Source organism: Xanthomonas sp. NCPPB 3569, assembly GCF_041475645.2.
Classification (GTDB): domain Bacteria; phylum Pseudomonadota; class Gammaproteobacteria; order Xanthomonadales; family Xanthomonadaceae; genus Xanthomonas; species Xanthomonas phaseoli.
On sequence record NZ_CM192969.1, the window covers coordinates 3434268 to 3458087 of the forward strand.

A 23820-nucleotide genomic window follows, 5' to 3' on the forward strand; every position below is an offset into this window, starting at 1 on the left:
CGATCCCATGCAACCAGCCCTGCTCGACACCCGCCCCGCTCGTTCGCTCCGCCTGCGCCCCCTCGCGCAGCGCTTCAGCTTGCCTGGTTCGGGCGACTGTCGGCGCAGCGCTTCAGGTTAGCCGGCGCAGCGCCCACGCATTCCATCCCGCATCCGCCGAGCCATCGCCAGGTGGGAGCCTCGACTCCTCTTTGAGACCTTCCATGACGCCTCGCATTTCCCCGCTCGCTTCGGCCGTGTTGCTGACGCTGTCCGCCCCCGCTTTCGCCCAGCCCGACGATGTGGCGGCGCCTCCAGGGGCGGTGGATCTGGATGCGATCCGGGTGCAGCAGGAACGTGCGCAAAAGCCGTCTTCGCCCAAGTACACAGAAGCGCTGCGCGACACGCCGCAGACCATTACCGTGGTCACCAAGCAGACCATGGACCAGCAGAATCTGCTGTCGCTGCGCGATGTGCTCAGCACCCTGCCCGGGATCACCTTCGGCGCGGGCGAAGGCGGCGGCGGCTATGGCGACAGCATCAATTTGCGCGGCTTCACCGCCAGCAGCGACATCACCACCGACGGCGTGCGCGACAGCGCACAGTACAGCCGCAGCGACACCTTCAACCTCGAATCCGTCGAGCTCATCAACGGTGCCAACTCGGCCATGTCCGGCGCAGGCTCGGTCGGTGGCAACATCAACCTGGTCACCAAGACTGCCGGCCAGGGCGACTTCACCAACGTCATGATCGGCGGCGGCAGCGACCGTTACGGCCGCCTCACTGCCGACAGCAACTACGACTTCGAAAACGGCATTGCCGTGCGCTTGAATGCGATGGGCCACACCCAGGACGTGCCGGGCCGCGACGAAGAATTCCGTCACCGTTGGGGTTTTGCTCCGTCGGTGGCGTTCGGCCTGGGTTCGGACACGCGCTTTACGCTGAGCTACCTGCACCAGCACGACAACAACCTGCCGCAGTACGGCGTGCCGTTCGCGCTCAGCCCGTTCAACGATGGCCCGTTGCCGGGCGTGGACCGCGAAACCTATTACGGCTATCGCAATGTGTCGCGCCAGGACATCGACGTGGACATGCTCACCGGCGTGCTGGAAATGGACTTCGACGACAACGTCAAACTGCGCAGCCTGGCGCGCTTGCAGCGCGTGGATCAGCGCACCATCGCCACTGCACCTGAGGGCACCTGGTGCCTGCCCGACAACACCAACGCCTACACCGGCCGCGCCTGCGTAGGCCAGCCACCGTCGACCTGGAACCCCAACAGCGGGCCGCGCGGACTGGTGCGCGATACCGAAAACTTCATCGCGCACAGCCAGACCGACCTGACCGCCACATTGCACACCGGCGCCATCGAACATCGCCTCGTCGCCGGTGTCGCCTTCAGCAAGGAAGATTTCGAACTGGATAGCGGTTCGCTGTTCCGCAATGCCGACGGCTCCACCACCGGCATCACCTACCCGCTGCAGTCGTTCGACAACCCGTACAACATCTGGACCGGACCGCAGAACTATTTCCGCACCGGCCGCAGCAAGGGCAGCCTGACCAACCAGGCGGTGTACCTGTTCGACACCTTGCAGTTCAACGAGCAGTGGATGCTCAACCTGGGCGGCCGCTACGAGCACAACGAAGGCGACACCACCACCTATACCGTCAACGCCACCGGCGGCATCACCGGCGTGGCCGCAGGCTTCCCGGCCGGCAGCAAGGACGATCTGTTTTCGTATCGCGCCGGACTGGTATTCAAGCCGGTCGACAACGCCAGCCTGTATCTGTCCTATGCAAATGCGAAGACGCCCTCCAAGGCCTCGGTCAACGGCTCGTGCACGCCGATTGCCACCTCCACGGTGGGTGCCAACTGCAATGTCGAACCGGAAACCGCGGTCAATATCGAACTGGGCGGCAAGTGGGATGCGTTGGACGAGCGCCTGGCGCTGACCGCCGCAGTGTTCCGCAACGAACGCGAGAACTACAAGGTCAACAGCGGCGACCCGCTGGTCCCCGAGCAGGTGCTGGACGGCAAGGCGCGCGTGGACGGCATTGCGCTGGGCGCGGCCGGCTACCTGACCGAGCGCTGGTCCATCTTCGCCAACTACACTTTCCTGGACAGCGAAGTGCTGCAGAGCGTGTCCAATCGCACCGCCAGCCTCACAGGCGACCCCATCGCCGGGCGCGAGCTGGTGCAGACCCCGCGTAATGCCGGCAACCTCTGGACCACCTACCAGCTCAACCAGTGGACCTTAGGGTACGGCGTCAACTATCAGGGCAGCTTCTACCCGAACAACACCTCGACCGCGGTGTATCGCAAGACCGACGCCTATTGGGTGCACCGCGCCATGGTCGGCCTGCGCGTCAACGAGTGGCTCAGCCTGCAATTGAACGTCAACAACCTGTTCGACAAGGAGTACTACACCAGCATCCGCAACAACCTCACTGTCAACGCCGCAGGAACCGTCACGGCGGGCAGCGGTTGGGCATTGCCGGGTGATGGCCGCTCGGCAGTGTTGAACGCCACCTTCAGCTTCTAACCCTCAGGCATGCCGTCCGCGCAGCGCGGGCGGCGTGGAGACCACCGCATGTTGTTGCCCATCCCCGATGTGCTCAGCCACGCGCAACTCGGCCAGTTGCGCGCGCAGCTGGACGTGGCCGACTGGTCAGACGGCCGCATCACCGCCGGCCCCCAATCGGCACAGGTCAAGGACAACGCACAGTTGCCCGAAGACAGCGCCGTCGCACGCGAAGCCGGCGCGCTGGTGCTGGAGGCGCTGGCGCGCAGCAGCACGTTCTTCTCGGCAGTGTTGCCGCGCAGGATCTACCCGCCGCTGTTCAATCGCTACAGCGGCGGGCAGTCGTTCGGCTATCACGTGGACAACGCGGTGCGCTACGACCGCAGTCGCGGCGGTGCCGAAGCGGTGCGCACCGATGTCTCCGCCACGCTGTTTCTCAGCGACCCGGACAGCTACGACGGTGGCGAGCTGGTCATCGAGGACACCTACGGCACGCAGTCGGTCAAGCTGCCGGCCGGGCACCTGGTGATCTATCCGGGCACGAGTCTGCACAGGGTCATGCCGGTCACGCGTGGCGCGCGTGTGGCGTGTTTCTTCTGGACACAAAGCATGCTGCGCGACGCTGCGCAGCGCCGCCTGTTGTTCGAACTGGATGTCTCGATCCGCCGCCTCACCCAGGACACGCCCGGGCATCCCTCATTGATCCAGCTCACCGGCGTGTACCACAACCTGTTGCGGCAATGGGCCGATGTCTGAGCCGGCGCTGGACATCGCGCAGCTGAGCGCATTGCTGCGCGGGCAGCCGGAACAGGCACGTGCGCTCTTGCACAACGCCGCTGCGAACCATGACGTAGGCGCACAGCTGCTGCTCGCACAGATGTATGCCGAAGGACGCGGCATTGCCGCAGATCCGGCTGCCGCGATGCTGTGGTACGAAGTGGCCGCCAACGCAGGGTGTGCGGAGGCGATGAACCAGCTTGGCCGCTGCCATGAGCTCGGGTTCGGCACGGCCATCAACGAGGTGCTGGCCGTGCTGTGGTATCGCCGCGCCGCCGACCATGGCCTGGCGTGGGGCATGTACAACCTGGCGCACATGTACGCCTCCGGGCGCGGCGTGGCGCAGGACCATGCGCAGGCATTGGCGCTGTACCGCCGCGCGGCCGAAGCCGGTCATGCCAAGTCGATGAACTTCCTGGCGCGCTTTCTCGACCAGGGCCTGGCCTGCGCTGCAGATCCCATGGCCGCATGCGTGTGGTACCGGCGCTCTGCCGAAGCGGGCGATTTCCGCGGCCAGGCCGGCTACGCCACGCTGCTTGCCGACAGCGGCGAGCTGGATCAGGCCGAGACATGGATGCGTCGCGCCATCGCAGGTGGCCACGCCGGCTTTCTGCAGCAGCTTGCGCCACTGCTGGCCGGCGCGCACCATCCACGCCTGCGCGCCTTGCTGCACGAGGTGGCTGCACGGCAGCGACAACTGCAGCCCTGCGTTTCCGAACAGGTGGCCTGAGCGCAGCATGTCGACCTCAGACCACGCTCACCTCGCCAGCGCACAGCAACGTCGCGGTTTCTGGCTGCGCATGCTGCATCAGTGGCACTGGATCAGCTCGGCGCTGTGCCTGATCGGCATGTTGCTGTTTACGGTCACCGGACTGACCTTGAACCACGCCGCACGCATCGAAGCCAGCCCATCGACCGAGCAACGCTCGCTGACGCTGCCGCCTGCCCTGCTGCACACGCTGGGCAACCGGCAGGACGGCAATGCACCGCTGCCGCCGCGTGTGGCGCAATGGTTGGGACGCCAGCTCGACATCGGCATCGGCGCGCGCACCGGCGAATGGTCGGCCGACGAAGTGTATGTCGCACTGCCCCGCCCAGGCGGCGACGCGTGGCTGAGCCTGGACCGCACGACGGGTGCAATCGAATACGAGCGCACCTCGCGTGGCTGGGTGGCCTATCTCAACGATCTGCACAAAGGCCGCAATGCCGGGCCGGCCTGGGGCTGGTTCATCGACGTGTTCGCCATCGCCTGCCTAGTGTTCTGCATCACCGGCCTGTTCCTTCTACACCTGCATGCACGGCAGCGGCGCATGACCTGGCCGCTGGTCGGCCTGGGCCTGCTGATTCCGTTGCTGCTTGCCCTGCTGTTGATCCACTGAACCTTTCTACCGGAGACGATCATGCGCGTCACGTTGACCATCGCCTTGAGCTGCCTGCTCGCCATGCCCGCATATGCGGCCACGCTCGACATCAATGTCGAAATCCCCAAGCTCACCGTCGCCGAATACCACCGCCCATATGTCGCGATCTGGCTGGAAGGCGCAGATCAGGAGGTCGCCGCCAATCTGGCGGTCTGGTATCAATCCAGGGACACCGCCGAAGGCCACGGCACCAAATGGCTGCCGGATCTGCGCCAGTGGTGGCGCAAGAGCGGCCGCACCCTGAGCGTGCCGGTCGATGGCGTCACCGGCCCCACCCGGCCGGCCGGCGCGCATGCGCTGTCGTTCTCCGACACCAAGGGCGCATTGAAGTCGCTGCCGGCGGGGCAATACACGCTGGTGGTGGAAGCCGCCCGCGAAGTTGGCGGCCGCGAGCTGGTCAAGCTGCCTTTCACCTGGCCGGCGACGTCCGCGCAAACAGCCAAAGCCAGCGGTAGCAGCGAGCTCGGTGCGATCAGCCTGGTGGCAAAGCCCTGAACACCGCGTTGGCGTTGGCAGTGCTCTCCAGCATGTCGATTTTTCCACAGTGCATACCTCGCGCATGGCGGCAACGCGTGTCGCTTCACACCTGGCGCTTTCTACGTACCCGGACAGCGTTGCAATCTCGCGCTGCTCCGACATGCGCCCCATCGTCGTCATCGTCTTTCAAGGAGTCGTCATGAAACGCTCGCTCGTCCTGGTCGTCCTGCTTGCCGCACTGCCGGTCAGCGCACTCGCCCACAAGGCCTGGTTGTTGCCGTCGCAGACCGTCGTCGCTGGCGATGCGCCATGGATCACCGTGGATGCCGCAGTGTCCAACGATCTGTTCTACTTCAACCACGTGCCGCTGCGACTGGATAACCTGAGCATCACCGCCCCCGATGGCAGTGCGCTCACGCCGGAAAACCCGGCGACCGGCAAATACCGCAGCGTGTTCGACCTGCAGCTCACCCAGCCCGGCACCTACAAGCTCGCCATCGTCAACGCAGGCCTGTTCGCCAGCTGGAAGGAAGACGGCAAACCCAAACGCTGGCGCGGCAACGAAGCCAGCTTCGCCACCGAAGTGCCGAAAAACGCCAAGGAATTGCAGGTCTCGCAATCGCTCAACCGCGTGGAAACCTTCGTCACCCGCGGTGCACCGTCGACCATCGTGTTCAAGCCCAGCGGCAAGGGCATCGAGCTGATTCCGGTAACGCACCCCAACGATCTGGTCGCCGGCGAAGCGGCGCAATTCACCCTGCAGCTGGACGGCAAACCGGCCGCCGGGCTGGAGATCGACATCGTGCGCGGTGGCACCCGGTACCGCAATGCGCAAAACGAGATCAAGCTCAAGACCGATGCCAAGGGTGGCTTCAGCGTGACCTGGCCGGAAGCCGGAATGTACTGGCTGGAAACCACCAGCGAAGACACAAAGACCTCGCTGCCGCAGGCCAAGCAACGTCGCCTGGGCTATGTCGCCACGCTGGAAGTGCTGCCGCAATAAGAGCGGCACGCACAAACCACAGCGCTCGCCGCCAGGCGGGCGCGACCGTCGCATGCTGCGGTGAATACCCTTCGCGCATACCGGTTTCTGCGCACTTTCCAGCCACTGACGACCGATCGCGAGGTTCTTGGCCTCCAGCGGTCAGGCACGGCAGCAAGGGCACCTTTGCGGCATGCTGCCGCTTCCCGCACCCACCCTGTCACGCCATGCCCGCAGCGCCTTCCAACCACGAAATCGCCACCCTGGGCGGCCGCAGCATGGGCACCACCTGGAGCGTGAAGCTGGTGGCGCCGCGCGGGCGCGACCTGCATCCGCTGCATGCCTGTATCCAGGCCGCACTGGATCGTGTCGTCCGGCAGATGAGCACCTGGGAGCCCGACTCGGACATCAGTCGCTACAACCGTGCGAGCGCGGGTCATTGGCAGACGCTGCCTGCCGAGTTCCACGCGGTACTACGCGCCGCCCTGGACATCGCCCAGGCCAGTGGCGGCGCCTTCGATCCCACCATCGGCCCGATGGTCGAGCTGTGGGGCTTCGGCGCCTCCGGCGGCCGACGACGCGTGCCTTCGCGCGAGCAGATCGGGCTGGCCGGCTTGCGTTGCGGCTGGCAGCGCCTGGATCTGGACGGCATGCGCGTGCTGCAGCCTGGCGCAGTGGCGCTGGATCTTTCGGGGATTGCCAAGGGATTTGGCGTGGACTGCGTACACCACGCGCTCATGCAGGCCGGCATCGCGAGCGCGTTGATCGAAGTCGGCGGCGAATTGTTCGGATACGGTCGCAAACCCGATGGCAGCGCGTGGCGCGTGCTGGTGGAATCGGCACCCGACGAAGATGCAGGCGCGGCATTGCCGGCACGCGTCCTCGCGCTGGATGGGCTGGCGGTGGCTACCTCTGGGGATCGCTGGCACCGCTTCGACGCCGACGGCGTCCGCTACGCGCACACGTTCGACCCGCGCACCGGCGTACCGGTGCCGCATGCGCCTGCCGCGGTCACCGTGCTCGCAAACGATGCGATGCACGCAGATGCGTGGGCCACGGCAATGACGGTGCTCGGCGTGGATGATGGACTCGCCCATGCGCGCACTGCGCATCTTGCGGTGCGCTTCCTGTCGCGTAACGACGGCGCGCTGCACGAATCGATGAGCCCTGCCTTCGAACAGCATCTGGCTGCGTCATGAATCTTGCACGACCACGCGCCCGGCTTGGCAACAGCCTGGTGTTGCTTGCATTGGCGGCGCTGCTCGGATGGTTCGGCAGCCTGCATGACGGCGCGTGGTGGAGCCCACCGACGCCGCACCGCTGGCAACTGGCGGCATTGGGCGTGGTGGCATACGCCGCTCTCTGCGCGCTCGTCGTATGGCGCTCATCCATCGGCGCTAGCGCGCAACGCGGCGACGCCAGCGGCGTGTTGATCGCCTGGGCGAGCCAGACCGGGTTCGCGCGCGAACTGGCCGAACGCAGCGCCGCCGCTTTGCAGTCGGCTGGGATAGGCGCGGTGGCGCTGCCGTTGGATGCCGTGGATGCCAGCCAACTCGCGCGCGTGCCGCGGCTGTTGTGCATTGTCAGCACCACCGGCGAAGGCGATGCACCCGACCATCTGCAGGCCGCCGAGCATCGCTGGTTGACCGGTGACGGCCAGGATCTGGCCGCACTCCGCTACGCCGTACTGGCGCTAGGCGACCGGCGCTACACGCAGTTCTGCGCATTCGGTCGGCGCCTGGACGATCGCCTGCAGGCACGCGGTGCCGCACCCTTGTTCGCGCGCATCGAGGTCGACAACGCCGACCCACAGGCGCTGCAACAGTGGCAGCGACAACTGGCGAAACTGGCCCCCGCACTCGCGACGCAGCCGGATTGGAGCGTACCGACCTACGCAGCCTGGCAACTGCGCGAGCGCATCCACGTCAATCCCGGCAGTGCCGGCTCGCCGATCTATCGGCTGCGGCTGACGCCGTGCGATGGCCAGTTACCCACGTGGAAAGCAGGCGACATCGCCGAGATCGCGCCACGCCATCCAGCCGCCACGGTGGACGCCTGGTTGCAGCGGCATCGCTACGATGGCACGCAGTCTATCGACAACCGCATGCTGCGCGACTGGCTCAGCGGCGCGCAGCTTCCCGCCGATCTGGCTGCCCACAGGGAGAAACATGCAGCCCCATCCCGAAAAGCAGCGGAACGAGCAGCTGCAAGGCTTGACGCAAAAATCGTTGCTCCGGTGGATCTAGCGCCAATCGCAGGCAACGCAACCGAAGAGACGAAAGCACAGGCGACTGCACTCCCGGAAACAGCTTCCGGGATCGGCACCGCATCGCCACTGGAGATGGAAACGCTGGTGCGCAATCTGGTGGCCCTCCCTCATCGCGAGTACTCGCTCGCCTCCCTCCCCGACGAAGGTCATATCGAGCTGCTGATACGCCAGCACCGCCACAGCGACGGCAGCCCGGGCCTGGGCAGCGGCTGGCTGTGCGTGCATGCACCGATCGGCGCACCGATTGCATTGCGCCTACGCAGCAACCCCGGCTTCCACCCGCCGGCTCCCGATCGGCCCATGCTGCTGATCGGCAACGGCACTGGCATCGCCGGCCTGCGCGCGCATCTGCGCGCACGTATCGCTGCCGGAGCGCGGCGCAACTGGTTGGTGTTCGGCGAACGCAACGCTGCGCAAGACGCGCTCTACGCCGACGAACTGCAGCAATGGCAACACGCCGGCTGGCTCGAACGTCTGGACCGCGTGTATTCGCGCGATCAGGACCAATCTGCACGCTATGTGCAACACGCGCTGGCTGCAGCGGCCGCCGACGTGCGCCTATGGGTCGAACAAGACGCCTGCCTCTACGTGTGCGGCAGCCTGCGCGGCATGGCGCCGGAGGTAGACCAGGCGCTAGACAATATCCTGGGTGCATCGGTCAGGCAGCAACTGCTACACGACGGCCGGTACCGACGCGATGTGTACTGATCCGCGTCACCGCGCCGCCAAACCTTCACGCCAATAATCGGCCAGACACGCGTCGACGCACTGGTCCGCATTTCATCCAGCATGCCTTCGACACAGGACACCTGCCCGCTCGCCCCACAAATGCGCCGGACGCAAACCGCGGGCAAACGTACATCCAAGATATCCGAACTGTACGCAAGCAGTAGGGGCGCGTGGCCACCGACCGAGTCGCCGCAGGCAGGACTGAGTAGCGCTGTCGGTCAAGTTCAATGTTCCGGCAACGGACTCACCCGGATCGCCAACAATTCGCCGCCACCGTCGAGCACGTAACGGGTGCGCGTCGCTGCGCTCAGCCATGCGGTATCGCCAGCCGCCAACGGCGGCAAACCGCTGTCCCGCCCGAAACTCGCCTGGCCGGCAAGCAGATGAATCGCCCAGGCGCTACCCGGGTCGGCAAAGAACAACATGGTGCCGACCAGCGGACGATGCAGCAGCTCGGTCTGCAGCAAGTCGCGCCGCCACATCAGGTTGAAATCCTGGGTAGGACCGTCCAGCAACACCGCCTCAACCGCCTCTTCGCCGGCAAATCGCACGCGCTGATAGGGCGGCACTAAGTCGACACACCTGCTACGCGAAGCGTTTGCACCCAGGCGCTCACCCGCGCCCCACGAGCCATCGACAGCAGCATGCTCGTCAGCACTCCCTGCGCCACTAGTGTCCGGACCAGCACCCTTCCGGGCATCCGCAGCGGTTTGGATTCCAGCAGTTGTGGCGCTGCCATTCGCGTGAGCGCTAGCACTGCCACTCTTGCGAGCACAGGTGTGGGTGTGGGTGTGGGTGTGGGTGTGGGTGTGGGTGTGGGTGTGGGTGTGGGTGTGGGTGTGGGTGTGGGTGTGGGTGTGGGTGTGGGTGTGGGTGTGGGTGTGGGTGTTGGTGTTGGTGTCGGTGTCGGCATCGCCACTGCCGAACATCAAGCGCATGCCGTTACCCCGAAGCAGCACCAACTCACGATCGATGCCTGCGAATGCCGAAAACGCGGCATCCTGCTCGATTTCGGCAATCGACAACCGCAATGCCCACTGCGCCGTATTGCCCAGGCGCAGGATCTCCCGAGTCCAACCCAACTGATTGCGCCACCGCTCACGGCGGTACTCATTGGCCGGAATCACCCGGCTGCTCAGGTCTGTCAGCTGCATCGGCGCATTGTGCCTCAAGCTCGCGCCTCGAGATCAGGCCGTATGTTGCCGCGTCGCCTACCTTTCTCGGCAAGACGCATAGTCGTCCGCCTTTATCGGCAAGACGCGTAGCCAGTGACCTGAATATCTAGCGGCGGGCTACGACACGACCATCGTAAGGCGGGCTCTACCGATGCTCGTATGCATGAGTCGCTCGAACGCTTTGAGGCTTTGCGGCGCAGTCCATCTCAGCTGAAGATTCCCGACACGTTTTGCTGCCCACTTCAGCACACCTTGGCGGTGCGCGATCCCAAGATCTTCACGGGCCCAAAACGAAAAACGCCCGGCTGCACATCCAAGTGCAACACCGGGCGATTCCACATCCTTGTCGGCTTCCAGCCATCCCCCAGACATCCTGTCCAGTTAGGTTGCGGCCACGCATCCTCGCGTCGAACCGTATCTCGGATCCCTTCCCCTTAACGCCGTCCCACCGGTTTCACCGCCGCCCCCTTGGCAGCCTTCTTGGCAGGAGCCATCGTGGCTCCTACTTCGATCAGGTCACGATTCCGTTCGACCGTCTTGAGTCCGATGCCCTTGACCAGTGCCAGTTCCTCGGCACTTTTGAAGGGACCGTTTGCCTGACGGTGCTCGACGATTGCCTCGGCTTTTGATCGCCCGACATTCGTCAGCACCTTGTCCAATTCCTCAGCAGACGCGGTGTTGATATCGACCTTGTCGAGCGCATACGCATTCGAGGACAACAACAACGCCAGTAGCAGGGACTTCAGGACTACGGTAAATGACTTCATTGCAACGCTCCTTGTGGCTTGGGTGATGGTCCTAGCCAGCATTCCTGCCGGCGGAGCCAGTGTCCCGCGCCACATGCAGCAATCCTATAGCCAACGAACTTTTCACACAGCCGGTGAACTGCGCGCCGCCTTGTAGGGAAATCCCTACCCCATGTCACCGGCGTAGAATGTGCTGCTACGTCACGCATTCGGAGCCTTCATGGACAGCGCCAAGATCGACCAATTCATCAGCGACACCTGGGACCGCGAGATCGTCCCGCAACTGGTCGATTACATCCGTATCCCCAACAAGTCGCCGATGTTCGACGCCGACTGGGTGGCCAATGGCTACATGGAGCAGGCCGTGACCCTGATGGAAACCTGGGCGCGCGCGCAGGCCATCGACGGCATGCAGGTCGAGGTAGTGCGCCTGGAAGGCCGCACCCCATTGATCTTCATCGAGATCCCGGCCACCGGCCCCGAATCGGGCGACGACACCGTGCTGTTGTACGGGCACCTGGACAAGCAGCCGGAGATGACCGGCTGGGACGCGGACCTGGGGCCCTGGGAGCCGGTGCTGCGCGAGGACAAGTTGTATGGGCGCGGTGGCGCCGACGACGGCTATGCCATCTTCGGTTCGCTGGCCGCAATCCTGGCGCTGCGTACCCAGGGCCTGCCGCATGCGCGTTGCGTGGTGCTGATCGAGGCCTGCGAAGAGTCCGGCAGCTACGATTTGCCGGCCTATGTGGACCATCTGGCCGAGCGCATCGGCAAGCCGTCGCTGGTGGTGTGCCTGGATTCGGGCTGCGGCAATTACGAACAGCTGTGGTGCACCACCTCGTTGCGCGGGCTGACCGGCGGCAACCTGACGGTCAAGGTGCTGGAAGAAGGCGTGCACTCGGGCGATGCCTCGGGCGTGGTGCCGTCCAGCTTCCGCCTGCTGCGCCAGCTGCTGTCGCGCATCGAGGACGAAACCACCGGCCGCATCCTGCTCGACGGCCTGCATGTGGAGGTGCCCGCCGAGCGGCTGACCCAGGCCAAGGCGGCCGCCGCGACGCTGGATACCGCGATCTTCGACAAGTTCCCGATGGTCGATGGGCTGGTGCCGATGCATGAGGATCTGACCGAGCTGGTGTTGAACCGGACCTGGCGCCCGGCGCTGTCGATTACCGGGGTGGATGGCATGCCGCCGCTGGCTTCGGCTGGCAATGTGCTGCGTCCGCAGACCGCAGTGAAACTGTCGCTGCGACTGCCGCCAACGGCCGATGGCAAGGCCTGCGGCGAGTTGCTCAAGGCAGCGCTGTTGCGCGACCCGCCCAATGGCGCGCAGGTGAGCCTGGAGCTGGAAAAGGCCTCCTCCGGCTGGAATGCACCGGCGATGGCACCATGGCTGGAAAAGGCGATCGACGACGCCAGCCGGGCTTTTTTCGACAAGCCGGCGATGTACATGGGCGAAGGCGGCTCGATCCCGTTCATGGGCATGCTTGGCGAGAAGTTTCCCGGCGCGCAGTTCATGATCACCGGCGTGCTGGGGCCGCATTCCAATGCGCATGGGCCGAACGAGTTCCTGCACATCCCGATGGGCAAGCGGGTGACGGCCTGCGTCTCGAAGGTAATTGCCGACCATCATGCCGCCTGCCTGCGCGGGGAAACCAGCGGCTCGCCGGTGGCAGCCGATAGCGGCACCCGTCATGGCGGGCATGGTTGCTGTTGAGTTAGCGGTTGAACCGGTGCATCCGGTTGGCTTGAATCAGTTGCTGGGAAAGCTGAGTAGTGGTTTGTGCGGGTGCTTGCATGGGTTGGTGGGTTGGTGGGTTGGTGGTCTGGCTGCCTGGTTGGTGGTCTGGTTGCCTGGTTGGCGATCAGGCTCATGGTGCGACTTGGCCGCCTGACTTCACGCGTTGCCTGGCCCCGTACCCTCACCCCAACCCCTCTCCCGATGGGAGAGGGGCTCAGGATCTGCTCCTCTTCGGGGAAGGATTTGGAAGTGGCTTGCCGATGCAGAGCCGTTTTTCCCCTGAAGCGTCGCCTGCGATGCTTTTGGTTTTGCAAACCTCATCCCCCGACATTTTCCTGCGGACATGTCTCCTGGGAAGCGGCTGGCCGGAGAGATGGATGGCTTCGCATGAAATCAAAAGCGCACAGCGGCAGAAGCCGATCACTACGCTCTCTGAAGTCGATGCATCGGCGCGATCGCTCCTGCGCCCACTGCGCCAGGCGGCGACATCCGAAATGCTAGTCTGCCGATCCCGTCCACCTTCGGTGCTGCGATGAATCATCTGTTTGGTAGCGACAGCTGGCTCTACATTCTGCTGGTCGGTTTTGTGGTTGGGCTGCTGGCGCGCTTCATTACGCCGGGTACGCAACGTCTGGGCTGCCTGCTGACGATCGTGCTGGGCATTGCCGGTGCCGTGGTCGCCAGCTGGTTTGGCCGCTACATGGGGTGGTACCACGCAGGCGAGCCGGCCGGTTTCCTTGGCGCGCTGCTCGGAGCGATCGCCATCCTGGCGTTGTTGCGGTTGTTCAGTGGCAACAAGCGCTGAGCGTTTCGACGCGTCTCTGCTGCGTTTATTCATCACTCCACTACACCTTCTCTCTCCATGACGTCACTCCATCCGGATCCTGCGCGCGATGCGCGTCGCCTGCACTGGGCGCAACAAGCGCTTGACGATCCACACGCCTCGCTGCAGCGCGCATCGGTCGATGCGGGGTTTCGCAGTTATTGGCGCACACGCGGGCGTGGTGTGGATCGCATCTTGATGGATGCGCCACCGCAGCTGGAAAACGTGGCGCCGTGGCTGCGCATGCATGCGCTCCTGGGCGCCCATGGGGTACGCGTGCCGCAGGTGCTCGCACAGGATCTGGACACCGGCTTTCTACTGCTGGAGGACTTGGGCGTTCCGACGCTGGCACAGGTTCTCACCGACGCCAACGCCGACGACTTGCTGGATGGCGCGATTGCTCAACTGTTGTTGCTACAAAAAATCCCCCCACCTGCCGATAGCGGCGTGTTTGGCGAAGCACTGCTTCAACGCGATGCCGGTTTGTTCGAAGAATGGTTTTTGGGCAGCCACCTGGGCGTGCAGCTGGACTGCGCCCATGCCGAGCAATTGCAATTGGTGCAGCGCCGTCTGATGGACAACGCGCTGGCCCAGCCGCGCGTGTTCACCCACCGCGATTTCATGCCGCGCAATCTGATGCCGGTACCCGATGGCCCGGCGGTGCTGGATTTCCAGGATTGCGTGATCGGCCCGATCGCCTACGACCCGATCAGCCTGTTCAAGGACACGTCGGTGAGCTGGCCGATCGTTCGGGTAGACGGCTGGCTGCAGCGCTATCACGCCCGGGCAACGGCGGCCGGGTTGCCGGTTCCGCCGCTGGCGCACTTCCTGCGCGATGCGGACTGGATGGGCGTGCAGCGCCATCTGAAAAACCTGGGGATTTTCTCGCGCCTGAGTCATCGCGATGGCAAGCATTGGTATCTGGACAACGTGCCGCGTTTCATTGCGTATCTGGACGAAGTACTGCCGCGCTACGCCGAGCTTGCGCCGCTCATCGGCCTGCTGGAAGAGGTGATCAAACCCGCGCTGGCTGCGCGTGCGCAGCAGGCCACGGCATGAAGGCGCTGATCTTCGCCGCAGGATTCGGCGAGCGCATGCGCCCGCTGACCGAACACACGCCCAAGCCGTTACTGTCCGTCGGCGGTGCGCCGTTGATCGTGTGGCATCTGCGCAAGTTGGCGGCGCTGGGGGTGGACGAGGCGGTGATCAATACCTCGTGGCTGGCCGAGCAGTTCCCGCAGATGTTGGGAGACGGCAGCGCGTACGGTCTGCGGCTGACCTATTCCTACGAAGGGACCACGCCGCTGGAAACTGGCGGCGGCATGTTGCACGCGCTTCCGCTGTTGGGCGATGCGCCCTTTTTGCTGATCAACGGCGACATCTGGACCGATTTCGATTTTTCCCGTCTGTCGCGTGCGCCGGAGGGATTGGCGCAACTGGTGCTGGTCGACCAACCTGCATATGCAGCGCGTGCGGATTTCGCGATGGACGCCGATGGCAAGGTACGCGCCGATCTCCCTGCTACGCATACTTATGCCGGCATCGGTGTCTATCGGCCAGCATTGCTACGCGATTGGCCATCGGTGATTGGCCCGCTGCCCGCACAGGGCAGCACGGCGCCGCGGTTTGCGCTGGCGCCGATCCTGCGCGCGCAGATGGCGGCAGGCTTGATCGATGGCATTCACCATTCCGGGCGCTGGACCGATGTCGGCACGCCGCAGCGGCTGGCGGCGCTGGATGCGCAGTTGCTGCACGACGGCGGCTGATCGTGGTCACAACGCCGCATCGCCCGGTGTGCATCGGCATTGCGTGCACCATGCGCCCCGACCATCTCGAGGGTCCTTGCAGGCAACCCGAGGGCCGTCGCACCTACTCTTATCCATGCGCACCGACCATCCCGACGGGTCCTTGCCCGCCCACCGTCGCGGGACCTTGAGCGGCATGGATGCCGCGCCGGAGCCTACAAGGACGTACTTGCGGCGTGTGCCGCGACGATGGGCGGGCAAGGGCCTTGCAGCAGAGCCACAGACCGGCTGCCCTGCAAGCTCTAGGCGATGTGCCTCGAGCGCCTGGACCTGCCATAGCTATGCTGATGGGAATCGCGAAGCAGCTCGAGCCTGCGTAGCGGTGATCGTGGTAACTCTGTCAGCTGCTCTAAGACCCACGATCCTCAACCACACGCCGCAGAAATGGCACGGTGATACGGCGTTTTGCAGCCAACGATTCGCGATCCAGACGATCCAGCAAGGCCACCAGCCCCGCCAGTTCGCGCTCGCTGTGGGTCAGTAGCCAGTCGATCGCCGCTTCGTCCAGCGCCAGGCCGCGACGCTGCGCGCGGTCGCGCAGCACCGCCGCGCGTGCCGCATCGTCGAGCACCGGCAACCCGATCCGGATGCATTGCGACAACCGCGAACGCAGGTCTGGCAACACCAACGCCAGCCCATCGGGCATTTGTCGCGCGGTGTACAACAGCGTGATGCCGGCCGCGCGCGCGCGATTGTGGAAATCGAACAACGCCACTTCGTCGTCGCGCTGTCCGGCGATGCTTTCCACGCCATCCAGGGCGACCAGGCTGCGGCCTTCCAGCGCTTCGAGCGCATCACGCAGACGGCCGGCGGCCGCCTGCAGCGGCAGATACGCCGGCGCGCGCCCGGCCTGCTCGGCGGCGGCGCACAGCGACAGCGCCAGATGCGTCTTGCCGGTGCCGGCGGGGCCGGAAAGGTACAACCAATCGCTCACCTGCCCGGCAGCCAGTGCCTGCAACTGCGCGAGCAGGCCGTCGGGCGCGGCGATGTAGCTGTCGAAGCGCTGATCGGGCGGCGCGCGCAACGCCAGCGGCAACTGCGGAACACTCACAACCGGTCCGCGTCCTTGCTGGGGTCGATGATCACGCTGCGCTCGGGCGTGGACTGCAGCACGATGCCGGCACGCTCGCCCGCATACAGATCGCTGCGCGTGTACTGCTCATGCGCATAGCGCAACAACACGTTGGCCACCGCCGCCACCGGCAATGCCAACAACATACCGAGGAAGCCGAACAACTGGCCGCCGGCCATCACCGCGAAGATCACCGCCACCGGATGCAGGCCGATCTTGTCGCCGACGATGCGCGGCGTGAGCACATAGCTTTCCAGCAACTGGCCCACCGTGAACACGACGCCCACACCGATCAGCAATTTCAGATCCAACCCTTGCGCCTGCACGATGGCTGCCAGCAATGCGAGCACGATGCCTGTGGTCGCGCCCAGGTACGGGATGAAGCTGATCAAGCCGGCGATGATGCCGATCAACAGGCCCAGGTTGAGCCCGATGATGGACATGCCGGTGGCGTAGATCGCCCCCAGCGCCAGCATCACCAGGAACTGGCCGCGGATAAAGCCACCGAGCACGTCGTTGGATTCCTGTGCCAGGCGACTCACGGTACCGATGTAGGCGCGCGGGATGACGGCAGCCACGCGTTCGACCAACCGGTCCCAGTCGCGCAGGAAGTAGAACGCCAGGATCGGCAGCAGCGCCAGGTTGATCACCCAGGTCACCATCGCAAAGCCCGAGCGCGACACGTAGCCGAAGAGCGTCTTGGCGGCGCCACCGGCCTGTTCCCAGTGGCTGCGGATCCAGTCGATCAAGCGCTCCGGGTCCAGCCAGGCCATCAGCTGCATGCCGGTCTTGGCTTCCAGCCACGGAATGGCGGTCCCGGTGGCCCAGTTGCGCATCTGCGGCAGCGCATCGATCAAGGTCATGATCTGGCGCTCGATCATCGGCACCAGAATCATCAGCGCCAGCACGAACAGCAGCGTCGCCAGCACGAAGACCAGCATCACTGCGACATTACGCGAGCGTCCGGCACGTTCGATGCGATCCACCAGCGGGTCGCCCAGCCATGCCAGCAACAACGCCAGCACGAACGGGGTCAGGATCGGCGCCAGCAGCGAGACTACCCACAACACACCGACAATCACCGCCGCCCATTTGAGGCGACGCAGGAACAGGGCAATCTCGGCTTCGGGAGTCAAAGTCATTTCAGGCGGTACTCGGCGTGCTCGTTTTCGAGAATGATCGGGCCTTCGGTCGGTACCGAGACCGACACCAGCGGGCTGTTGTCGCCGAGCATACGGTTGAGGCCGGAAATACCCGTGAGCAATTCCAGGTCCAGTTCCATCCGGTCGCCATTGGCGCTGACCGGGCGAATGCTGCGGACCACCGAAACGCCCTGCAGCGCGGCCGACACGCGCAGGTAGTCGTCGGCGCTGCTGATGCCGGTGATCACCACGCGGTAGACACCGGGCACGCCCGAATCCACCCGCTTGGCATAGCGCTTGACCAGTGCATCGGCGGCGCCGTCGGCACCGGCCGCCATGGCGCGGCGTGCGTCGCCGTCGCTGCTGGTCCAGCTGGACAGCACATTGCCGTTGTCCACGAACACCCAATCGGCGGTCCAGCCGGCGTCACTGCGGTAGAGCTTGCCGATCAGCTGCATCGGCGGGCTGTACTTGGCCGAGGCGCGCGACACCGCGGCGGTGTCCTTGCGCCAGATCGCGCCAGCCAGTGCCTGCTCGGCGGCCGCGCCGCTCGGCAACCCGAGTCGGTAGCCGCGTTCGATCGCACGGTCCAGCACGCTGCGCGCGGCATTGGCCTGGGCCACGCCAACCAGACGTGGGCCGCTGCCGTCGTCGATGGCCAACCACAGCACCGGCTTGGGGCGCGGCAACGGCCACACCGGCAGGCCCAGCGCGGCGATCAGGCCATCCACATCCGATTGCCGGAACCGTGCCACCAGGGTCGTACGGAAGGTCGGCGCGCCGGTGCGCGAGGTGCCCTGATCCTGGCGGTAGTCGTAGTGGTCGACGTAGTTGGGCCCGTTGCGCAGCGCCTGCGGCACGCCGGGGCGGCTCATCACGCCGCGGTCGCCGGAGACCTTGCCCAGCACTGCACCCAGCGCGCGCGCCAGTGCGCCGGGGCGATCGGATTCGCTCTGGCTATTGACCGGCACTTCGGCGTCGTAGGCACTTTGCGCCTTGGCAACGTCGCCTTCGGTGCGCAGGTCTGCTTGCGCAAAGGCCGGGGCAACGGGCATGGCGACCACGAGGGCGAGAAAGAAAGCGAGACTGCGGCGCATCGACGGTTCCATGACATAAGCGTATCCGGGTGAATTGTTGCCCGAATGGGGCGCTAGCGCCAACGTGGCTGCTAAAATCGCTGCCTTTACCGCCGAGCCACCCCCGCCCGTGACCAGCCAAACGCCTTCCAGCCCCTCGCCCATGACCTACCGCGACGCGGGTGTCGACATCGACGCCGGCAATGCATTGGTCGAACGCATCAAACCGCTGGTCAAGCGCAGCTTCCGGCCAGAGGTGATGGGCGGCCTGGGTGGCTTCGGCGCGCTGTTCGACCTGTCCGGCAAATACAAGGAGCCGGTGCTGGTCTCGGGCACCGACGGCGTGGGCACCAAGCTCAAGCTGGCCCAGCAGTTGGGCCGGCACGACACCATCGGCATCGATCTGGTGGGCATGTGCGTCAACGACGTGCTGGTGCAGGGCGCCGAGCCGCTGTTCTTCCTGGATTACTTCGCCACCGGCAAGCTGAATGTGGACACCGCCGCGGCGGTGGTGGGCGGCATCGCGCGTGGCTGCGAGCTCTCCGGTTGCGCACTGATCGGCGGCGAAACTGCCGAAATGCCCGACATGTACCCGCCGGGCGAATACGACCTGGCCGGCTTCACCGTGGGCGCGGTGGAAAAATCGCAGCTGCTGGATGGCGCGCAGGTGCGCGCCGGCGACGTGCTGATCGGCATCGCCTCCTCCGGCCCGCATTCCAATGGCTATTCGTTGATCCGCAAGATCTACGAGCGCGCCGGCGCCCCGGCCGAACACGTACTGGACGATGGCAGCAAGCTGATCGATGCGCTGATGGCGCCGACCGCGCTGTACGTCAAGCCGGTGCTGGCGCTGCTCAAGGCGCATGGCGAGGCGATCCATGCCATGGCCCATATCACCGGCGGCGGATTGACCGAAAACATCATCCGCGTCGTTCCGGACGGGCTGGGCCTGGACATCGATGCCACCGCCTGGACGCTGCCGCCGGTCTTCGCCTGGCTGCAGCGCGAAGGTGCGGTGGCCGATGCCGAAATGTGGCGCACCTTCAACTGCGGCATCGGCTTCGTGCTGATCGCCTCGCCCGAGCAAGCCGCCACGCTCGAGCAGGCGCTGGATGCGCAGTCGCTGGCGCACTGGCGTATCGGCCAGGTGGTCAGTGCGCACGGCGACGAACGCGTGCGGATCGGCTGAGAGAAGACCTGCATGGACGCGTCCCCGATCGCCAGCCCTTCCGCTGCCACTGTCGCTGCCAGCGCCGAAGATCTGCAGCACCTCAAGCTGCTGTCGATCTTCCACTACGTGCTGGCTGGCATCACCGGGCTGTTTTCGCTGATTCCGCTGATCCACCTGTTCATGGGGCTGGCCATCGTGACCGGGCGGCTGCCCATGAAGGACAGCACCGGGCAGGCGGCGCCCCAGGAGATACAGCTGTTCGGCTGGGTCTTCGTGATCATTGCAGCGATGCTCATCCTGGGTGGACTCAGCATGGCCGGCTTCATGGCCTATGCCGGCCGTTGCATCGCCCAGCGCAGGCGGCATCTGTTGTGCCTGATCGTGGCCGGCATCTCCTGCTCGTTCATGCCGTTCGGCACCGTCGTCGGTGTGTTTACGCTGGTGGTGCTGCTGCGTCCGCAGGTCAAGGCGTTGTTCGGCATCGCCGCACCCGCCACCTGAGATCGACGTGAGCACATCCGCGTTGCGCCTTCCCAAGCTGGCGGCATTGCTCATCACGGTTGCGGTCTTTTCGGTGAGCTGGATCTCGCCGCTGTGGCCGGTGGAACAGGCACTGCACAGTTCGTTGACGGTGCTGGGGCTGCTTGCGATGGTGTGGGCCGACCGTCGCTGGCAGCTGGGCACGGGTGCATTCTTGGCCATCTGCGTGTTCATCGCCATGCACTGCATTGGCGCACGCTGGCTGTATTCCAACGTGCCCTATGAGCAATGGAGCCTGCAGCTGCTGCACTGGTCGCCCAGCGCCACGTTCGGCTGGACACGCAATCATTTCGATCGGCTGATCCATCTGCTGTTCGGGCTGTGCTTCACGCCAGCCATTGCGCAGCTGGCGATGCAGCGGTGGCCACGCCTGACGCTTCGGCAAGCGTTCGTGCTGACGGCGATGACCATCATGTGCGTCAGCCTGGTCTACGAATGGTTCGAATGGGGCATCGCGCTGCTGCTGTCGCCGCAGGCGGCCGAAGCCTACAACGGCCAGCAGGGCGACCTCTGGGATGCGCATACCGACATGCTGCTGGCCACCCTTGGCAGCCTGGCGGCCTACCCCGTTGTGAGGACGTTATCCAATGCACGCACCTGACGCCCGCCTGCGCCTGGCCGTGCTGGCGTCCGGGCGCGGCAGCAACCTGCAGGCCATCCTGGATGCGATCGCCAGCGGGCGCCTGCATGCCGAGGTGGTCGGGGTGTTCTCCGATCGGCCGCAGGCGCCGGCCCTGCACAAGGTCGAGCAAGCGCTGCGCTGGAGCGCCAGCCCGCGCGATTTCGCCGACCGCGCTGCCTTCGATGCCGCGCTGGGCGATGCTATCGCCGCCGTGCAGCCGGACTGGGTGATCTGCGCCGGCTACATGCGCATCCTGGGCGAGCCGCTGGTGCGCCGTTTCGCCGGGAGCATGCTCAACATCCACCCGTCGCTGCTGCCCAAATACCGCGGGCTGCACACGCACGCGCGCGCGCTGGAAGCCGGCGATGCGGAGCACGGTGCCAGCGTGCACCTGGTGGTGCCGGAGCTGGATGCCGGCGCAGTGATCGCGCAGGCGCGCGTGCCGGTCCTGCCCTGCGACAGCGCCGAGCAGCTGGCCGCGCGGGTGCTGGCGCGCGAGCACCCGCTGCTCCTGGCCACGCTGGAGCTGCTAGCCAGTGGCCGCGTCGCGGTGCACGGCGACAGCGTGCTTATCGACGGTCAGTGCCTGTTTACGCCACTGCGACTAGAGTCCGCAAACACCGCGCTCGCCTGAATGCGGAAGACATTCCCCTCATCCCGTTCCGGACATCCTTGCGGCCTCCGTGCCCGCGACCAGCGCATGAACGTCATCCAGATCGCCGCCGCGCTGTTAACTGTTGCCTTGCTTGCCGAGGCCGGCACCGGCCGTGCGCAACAAGCGCCCGCCGCGCCTGTGCCAGCGGTGCCCGCCCCGGTCACGACTCCGGGCGCCGCGCCGACGCCGCCCGTTGCCCTGCCCGCCAGCACCTGGACGCCGCCGCCGCTGGAGCCGTTCGTGGCGACCTATCAAGCGTTCTATCGTGGCAAGGAAGCGGGCGATGCCACCATGCAGGTCAGTCACGGCGAGGGTAGCCAGTGGCGCATCGACATGTCGGTGCGTGGCCGCAAGGGCTTCGCCAGCATCCTGGGCCTAAACCTGGAGCAGAGCACGGTGTTCCGCGTGGATGGCGACACGTATGTGCCGCTGAGCCAGAGCACCGTGCGCAAGGCGGTGTTCTTCGGCAAGAAGGTCACCGGCGTCTACAACTGGCAGGCCGGCACAGCGCAATGGAACGGCGATCTGAAGGAAGATCGCCAGCAGCCGATTCCCTTGCAGCACGGCGACCAGAGCGCGTTGTCGCTGAACCTGTCGCTGATGCGCGACGCGCAACCCGGGCGCAGCCTCAGCTATCGCTATGTCGACGTGGGCAAGGTGCGCAAATACGACTACCGCGCTGCCGATGCCACCGAAGTGGTGCAGGTGGGCGATCTGAGCTACGACGCGTTGCGGGTGTACCGCGTCAACAGCGGCGACAACGAAACCATCCTCTGGATCGCCAACGGGGTCCCCACTCCGGTGCGCATCCTGCAACGTGACAAAGGTGAGGATCAGATCGATCTGCGCCTGGTCGAATACCAAGGAGCCTAAGCGATGAAAATCTTCTCCCGTACCAGCGCCGTGATCGCTGCCGCCGCATTGGCGATGTCCAGCGTGCCCGCATTTGCCATGCAACCGTTCCAGGCCGACTACTCGGCCAACTACATGGGCATGCAGGCCAACGGCACCATGACCCTGGCCGCTGCCGGCGCCAACCAGTGGCGCTATACGCTGACCATCCAGAACCAGCTGGCCAACCTGACCCAGAGCACGGTGTTCGAAGAAGCCAATGGCCAACTGCGCCCGGTCAGCAGCAACGACACCTCGTCGATGATGGTCAAGCGCCGTAACGTCACCGCCAACTACGACTGGAAGACCAGTCAGGCGACCTGGGGCGGCGACATCAAGCCGGACCGCCGCGGCCCGGTGAAACTGCAGCCCGGCGACATGGATGCGCTGCTGATCAACCTGGCGATCACCCGTGACCTGGCCGCCGGCAAGCCGCTGAACTACCGCATGGTGGACGAAGGCCGTATCAAGCCGATGAGCTACAAGGTGGTCGGCAAGGAAACCATCACCGTCAACGGCAAGCAGGAGCAGGCCACCAAGGTGTCGCGCGTGGATGGCGACAAGGAATTGATTGCGTGGGTGGTCAAGGACCTGCCGGTCCCGGCGCGCCTGTTGCAAAAGGAAAAAGGCCAAGACGCGCTGGATCTGACCATCAAGTCGCTGCGCTGAGCGACCCGCGCGCCACCGAGCGTGCCCAGGAATGCGCTGAGGTGCGCTGCTGGGCACCACTATTGGACGGGCAATCTGCCAATCGCGGTTTAAAGCGTGGTGAACCGAGTGTGCGGTGCCCTCACCGCTCCCGGGATACGCCGTGAATCCGTCCGTGGAGGCTCGGTGGCGGCATCCATGCCGCCACACGGTCCCGCAATCAGCGAGGACACCGCACCAGGCAGTTCGCGCGCCGCGTGGTTGAAAGCGGGAGCAGCAACGGTCGGTTGAAGACACGGTGAGGACACCACCTCAAACACTTTACGTGCCTGGATTGAAGAACCAAGAAGCCACGCCGGAGCACTGAATGTTGCTCGGTCGAACTCTGCACACCGACCATCATCACCGGTCCTTGCCCGCTCACCGTCGCGGGACCTTTGGCAGCGTGGATGCCGCCAAAGCGCTGACATAGACGTACTTGCAGCGTGTCCGTGATGGCGGGCGGCAAGCACCCCGCAGCCAAGCCGCAGCTCAGCCGCTCTTCACACACCGATCGGAGC

General features: G+C 65.3%; 23 protein-coding genes. 18 read left to right on the forward strand and 5 right to left on the reverse strand.

What is annotated here, in order from left to right; genetic code table 11:
• The first annotated feature begins 203 nt into the window (after positions 1 to 203).
• The 8 genes from ACCQ03_RS14970 to ACCQ03_RS15005 all read left to right on the forward strand — a co-directional run bounded on the left by ACCQ03_RS14970 (position 204) and on the right by ACCQ03_RS15005 (position 9135).
• A complete protein-coding gene (locus ACCQ03_RS14970; RefSeq protein ID WP_209225937.1) occupies positions 204 to 2522 on the forward strand; it encodes a TonB-dependent receptor in 2319 nt (772 codons plus the stop codon).
• A 48-nt stretch (positions 2523 to 2570) separates the two neighbouring features.
• Positions 2571 to 3257, forward strand: coding sequence for a Fe2+-dependent dioxygenase (locus ACCQ03_RS14975; protein ID WP_209225935.1), 687 nt, complete (start codon positions 2571 to 2573; stop codon positions 3255 to 3257).
• On the forward strand, positions 3250 to 4008 hold the full coding sequence (locus ACCQ03_RS14980; protein ID WP_209225932.1) for a tetratricopeptide repeat protein: 759 nt from the start codon (positions 3250 to 3252) through the stop codon (positions 4006 to 4008). Before ACCQ03_RS14975 ends, ACCQ03_RS14980 begins: the two co-directional genes overlap by 8 nt.
• A 7-nt stretch (positions 4009 to 4015) precedes the next feature.
• A complete protein-coding gene (locus ACCQ03_RS14985; RefSeq protein WP_057679613.1) occupies positions 4016 to 4657 on the forward strand; it encodes a PepSY-associated TM helix domain-containing protein in 642 nt (213 codons plus the stop codon).
• A gap of 21 nt (positions 4658 to 4678) precedes the next feature.
• Entirely contained in the window at positions 4679 to 5194 is a 516-nt protein-coding gene (locus ACCQ03_RS14990; protein ID WP_209225929.1) for a DUF2271 domain-containing protein, read from the forward strand.
• A gap of 181 nt (positions 5195 to 5375) precedes the next feature.
• Positions 5376 to 6179, forward strand: a complete 804-nt coding sequence (locus ACCQ03_RS14995; protein ID WP_057679611.1) for a DUF4198 domain-containing protein — start codon at positions 5376 to 5378, stop codon at positions 6177 to 6179.
• A gap of 206 nt (positions 6180 to 6385) precedes the next feature.
• Positions 6386 to 7357: an FAD:protein FMN transferase gene (locus tag ACCQ03_RS15000; protein ID WP_017157691.1), complete on the forward strand. Its 972-nt coding sequence runs from the start codon at positions 6386 to 6388 to the stop codon at positions 7355 to 7357.
• Positions 7354 to 9135 (forward strand): flavodoxin domain-containing protein, encoded by a 1782-nt coding sequence (locus tag ACCQ03_RS15005; RefSeq protein ID WP_209225927.1) that lies wholly within the window; start codon positions 7354 to 7356, stop codon positions 9133 to 9135. Before ACCQ03_RS15000 ends, ACCQ03_RS15005 begins: the two co-directional genes overlap by 4 nt.
• A 245-nt stretch (positions 9136 to 9380) precedes the next feature.
• On the opposite strand, the gene ACCQ03_RS15010 is transcribed toward ACCQ03_RS15005, so the two are convergent.
• The gene (locus ACCQ03_RS15010) at positions 9381 to 10310 is read right to left on the reverse strand and encodes a HutD/Ves family protein (protein WP_372359826.1); all 930 of its coding nucleotides are present in this window, start codon (positions 10308 to 10310) and stop codon (positions 9381 to 9383) included.
• Between the two features lie 455 nt (positions 10311 to 10765).
• Positions 10766 to 11140 (reverse strand): ComEA family DNA-binding protein, encoded by a 375-nt coding sequence (locus ACCQ03_RS15015; RefSeq protein WP_006452365.1) that lies wholly within the window; start codon positions 11138 to 11140, stop codon positions 10766 to 10768.
• A gap of 157 nt (positions 11141 to 11297) precedes the next feature.
• Here ACCQ03_RS15015 and ACCQ03_RS15020 point away from each other — a divergent pair, with 157 nt between their 5' ends.
• The 4 genes from ACCQ03_RS15020 to murU all read left to right on the forward strand — a co-directional run bounded on the left by ACCQ03_RS15020 (position 11298) and on the right by murU (position 15404).
• On the forward strand, positions 11298 to 12791 hold the full coding sequence (locus ACCQ03_RS15020) for a M20 family metallopeptidase (RefSeq protein ID WP_150146657.1): 1494 nt from the start codon (positions 11298 to 11300) through the stop codon (positions 12789 to 12791).
• A gap of 556 nt (positions 12792 to 13347) precedes the next feature.
• Positions 13348 to 13620, forward strand: a complete 273-nt coding sequence (locus ACCQ03_RS15025; RefSeq protein WP_017157695.1) for a GlsB/YeaQ/YmgE family stress response membrane protein — start codon at positions 13348 to 13350, stop codon at positions 13618 to 13620.
• 57 nt (positions 13621 to 13677) lie between these two features.
• Positions 13678 to 14697, forward strand: a complete 1020-nt coding sequence (locus ACCQ03_RS15030; protein ID WP_209225922.1) for an aminoglycoside phosphotransferase family protein — start codon at positions 13678 to 13680, stop codon at positions 14695 to 14697.
• On the forward strand, positions 14694 to 15404 hold the full coding sequence (gene murU, locus ACCQ03_RS15035) for an N-acetylmuramate alpha-1-phosphate uridylyltransferase MurU (RefSeq protein ID WP_057679605.1): 711 nt from the start codon (positions 14694 to 14696) through the stop codon (positions 15402 to 15404). The genes ACCQ03_RS15030 and murU overlap by 4 nt, the downstream gene beginning before the upstream one ends.
• Positions 15405 to 15792: 388 nt before the next feature.
• On the opposite strand, the gene hda is transcribed toward murU, so the two are convergent.
• From hda to ACCQ03_RS15050, 3 genes are read right to left on the reverse strand one after another with little or no spacing between them, the layout of a single operon-like run.
• A complete protein-coding gene (gene hda, locus ACCQ03_RS15040) occupies positions 15793 to 16494 on the reverse strand; it encodes a DnaA regulatory inactivator Hda (RefSeq protein WP_057679989.1) in 702 nt (233 codons plus the stop codon).
• Entirely contained in the window at positions 16491 to 17657 is a 1167-nt protein-coding gene (locus tag ACCQ03_RS15045; RefSeq protein WP_057679990.1) for an AI-2E family transporter, read from the reverse strand. Before ACCQ03_RS15045 ends, hda begins: the two co-directional genes overlap by 4 nt.
• Positions 17654 to 18766, reverse strand: a complete 1113-nt coding sequence (locus tag ACCQ03_RS15050) for a DUF2066 domain-containing protein (protein WP_209225919.1) — start codon at positions 18764 to 18766, stop codon at positions 17654 to 17656. The genes ACCQ03_RS15045 and ACCQ03_RS15050 overlap by 4 nt, the downstream gene beginning before the upstream one ends.
• A gap of 22 nt (positions 18767 to 18788) precedes the next feature.
• On the opposite strand from ACCQ03_RS15050, the gene purM reads away from it, so the two are divergent.
• From purM to ACCQ03_RS15080, 6 genes are all read left to right on the forward strand, one after another.
• Positions 18789 to 19922, forward strand: coding sequence for a phosphoribosylformylglycinamidine cyclo-ligase (gene purM, locus ACCQ03_RS15055; protein WP_209225916.1), 1134 nt, complete (start codon positions 18789 to 18791; stop codon positions 19920 to 19922).
• 12 nt (positions 19923 to 19934) lie between these two features.
• Positions 19935 to 20405 carry a hypothetical protein gene (locus tag ACCQ03_RS15060; protein ID WP_057679992.1) on the forward strand — a complete coding sequence of 157 codons (471 nt, stop codon included), beginning with the start codon at positions 19935 to 19937 and terminating at the stop codon, positions 20403 to 20405.
• Positions 20406 to 20427: 22 nt separating this feature from the next.
• Complete coding sequence (locus ACCQ03_RS15065; protein ID WP_057679993.1) at positions 20428 to 21045, forward strand: DUF2238 domain-containing protein; 618 nt, start codon at positions 20428 to 20430, stop codon at positions 21043 to 21045.
• Positions 21032 to 21700, forward strand: a complete 669-nt coding sequence (gene purN / locus ACCQ03_RS15070) for a phosphoribosylglycinamide formyltransferase (protein ID WP_057686966.1) — start codon at positions 21032 to 21034, stop codon at positions 21698 to 21700. The genes ACCQ03_RS15065 and purN overlap by 14 nt, the downstream gene beginning before the upstream one ends.
• A gap of 66 nt (positions 21701 to 21766) precedes the next feature.
• Entirely contained in the window at positions 21767 to 22594 is an 828-nt protein-coding gene (locus ACCQ03_RS15075) for a DUF3108 domain-containing protein (protein ID WP_209225914.1), read from the forward strand.
• Between the two features lie 3 nt (positions 22595 to 22597).
• Entirely contained in the window at positions 22598 to 23281 is a 684-nt protein-coding gene (locus ACCQ03_RS15080; RefSeq protein ID WP_039572766.1) for a DUF3108 domain-containing protein, read from the forward strand.
• Positions 23282 to 23820: the final 539 nt, after the last annotated feature.

What these genes read in the sequence shown, in the direction of transcription:
- ACCQ03_RS14990 (WP_209225929.1), top strand. Translation starts at nt 4,679, where the DNA reads ATGCGCGTCACGTTGACCATCGCCTTGAGCTGCCTGCTCGCCATGCCC.
- ACCQ03_RS15000 (WP_017157691.1), top strand. Translation starts at nt 6,386, where the DNA reads ATGCCCGCAGCGCCTTCCAACCACGAAATCGCCACCCTGGGCGGCCGC.
- ACCQ03_RS14985 (WP_057679613.1), top strand. Translation starts at nt 4,016, where the DNA reads ATGTCGACCTCAGACCACGCTCACCTCGCCAGCGCACAGCAACGTCGC.
- ACCQ03_RS15030 (WP_209225922.1), top strand. Translation starts at nt 13,678, where the DNA reads ATGACGTCACTCCATCCGGATCCTGCGCGCGATGCGCGTCGCCTGCAC.
- ACCQ03_RS15015 (WP_006452365.1), bottom strand. Translation starts at nt 11,140, where the DNA reads ATGCTGGCTAGGACCATCACCCAAGCCACAAGGAGCGTTGCAATGAAG.
- ACCQ03_RS14980 (WP_209225932.1), top strand. Translation starts at nt 3,250, where the DNA reads ATGTCTGAGCCGGCGCTGGACATCGCGCAGCTGAGCGCATTGCTGCGC.
- ACCQ03_RS15045 (WP_057679990.1), bottom strand. Translation starts at nt 17,657, where the DNA reads ATGACTTTGACTCCCGAAGCCGAGATTGCCCTGTTCCTGCGTCGCCTC.
- purN (WP_057686966.1), top strand. Translation starts at nt 21,032, where the DNA reads ATGCACGCACCTGACGCCCGCCTGCGCCTGGCCGTGCTGGCGTCCGGG.
- murU (WP_057679605.1), top strand. Translation starts at nt 14,694, where the DNA reads ATGAAGGCGCTGATCTTCGCCGCAGGATTCGGCGAGCGCATGCGCCCG.
- ACCQ03_RS15005 (WP_209225927.1), top strand. Translation starts at nt 7,354, where the DNA reads ATGAATCTTGCACGACCACGCGCCCGGCTTGGCAACAGCCTGGTGTTG.
- ACCQ03_RS15020 (WP_150146657.1), top strand. Translation starts at nt 11,298, where the DNA reads ATGGACAGCGCCAAGATCGACCAATTCATCAGCGACACCTGGGACCGC.
- ACCQ03_RS15080 (WP_039572766.1), top strand. Translation starts at nt 22,598, where the DNA reads ATGAAAATCTTCTCCCGTACCAGCGCCGTGATCGCTGCCGCCGCATTG.
- ACCQ03_RS14975 (WP_209225935.1), top strand. Translation starts at nt 2,571, where the DNA reads ATGTTGTTGCCCATCCCCGATGTGCTCAGCCACGCGCAACTCGGCCAG.
- ACCQ03_RS14970 (WP_209225937.1), top strand. Translation starts at nt 204, where the DNA reads ATGACGCCTCGCATTTCCCCGCTCGCTTCGGCCGTGTTGCTGACGCTG.
- ACCQ03_RS15050 (WP_209225919.1), bottom strand. Translation starts at nt 18,766, where the DNA reads ATGGAACCGTCGATGCGCCGCAGTCTCGCTTTCTTTCTCGCCCTCGTG.
- ACCQ03_RS15075 (WP_209225914.1), top strand. Translation starts at nt 21,767, where the DNA reads ATGAACGTCATCCAGATCGCCGCCGCGCTGTTAACTGTTGCCTTGCTT.
- ACCQ03_RS15060 (WP_057679992.1), top strand. Translation starts at nt 19,935, where the DNA reads ATGGACGCGTCCCCGATCGCCAGCCCTTCCGCTGCCACTGTCGCTGCC.
- ACCQ03_RS15025 (WP_017157695.1), top strand. Translation starts at nt 13,348, where the DNA reads ATGAATCATCTGTTTGGTAGCGACAGCTGGCTCTACATTCTGCTGGTC.
- ACCQ03_RS14995 (WP_057679611.1), top strand. Translation starts at nt 5,376, where the DNA reads ATGAAACGCTCGCTCGTCCTGGTCGTCCTGCTTGCCGCACTGCCGGTC.
- ACCQ03_RS15010 (WP_372359826.1), bottom strand. Translation starts at nt 10,310, where the DNA reads ATGCAGCTGACAGACCTGAGCAGCCGGGTGATTCCGGCCAATGAGTAC.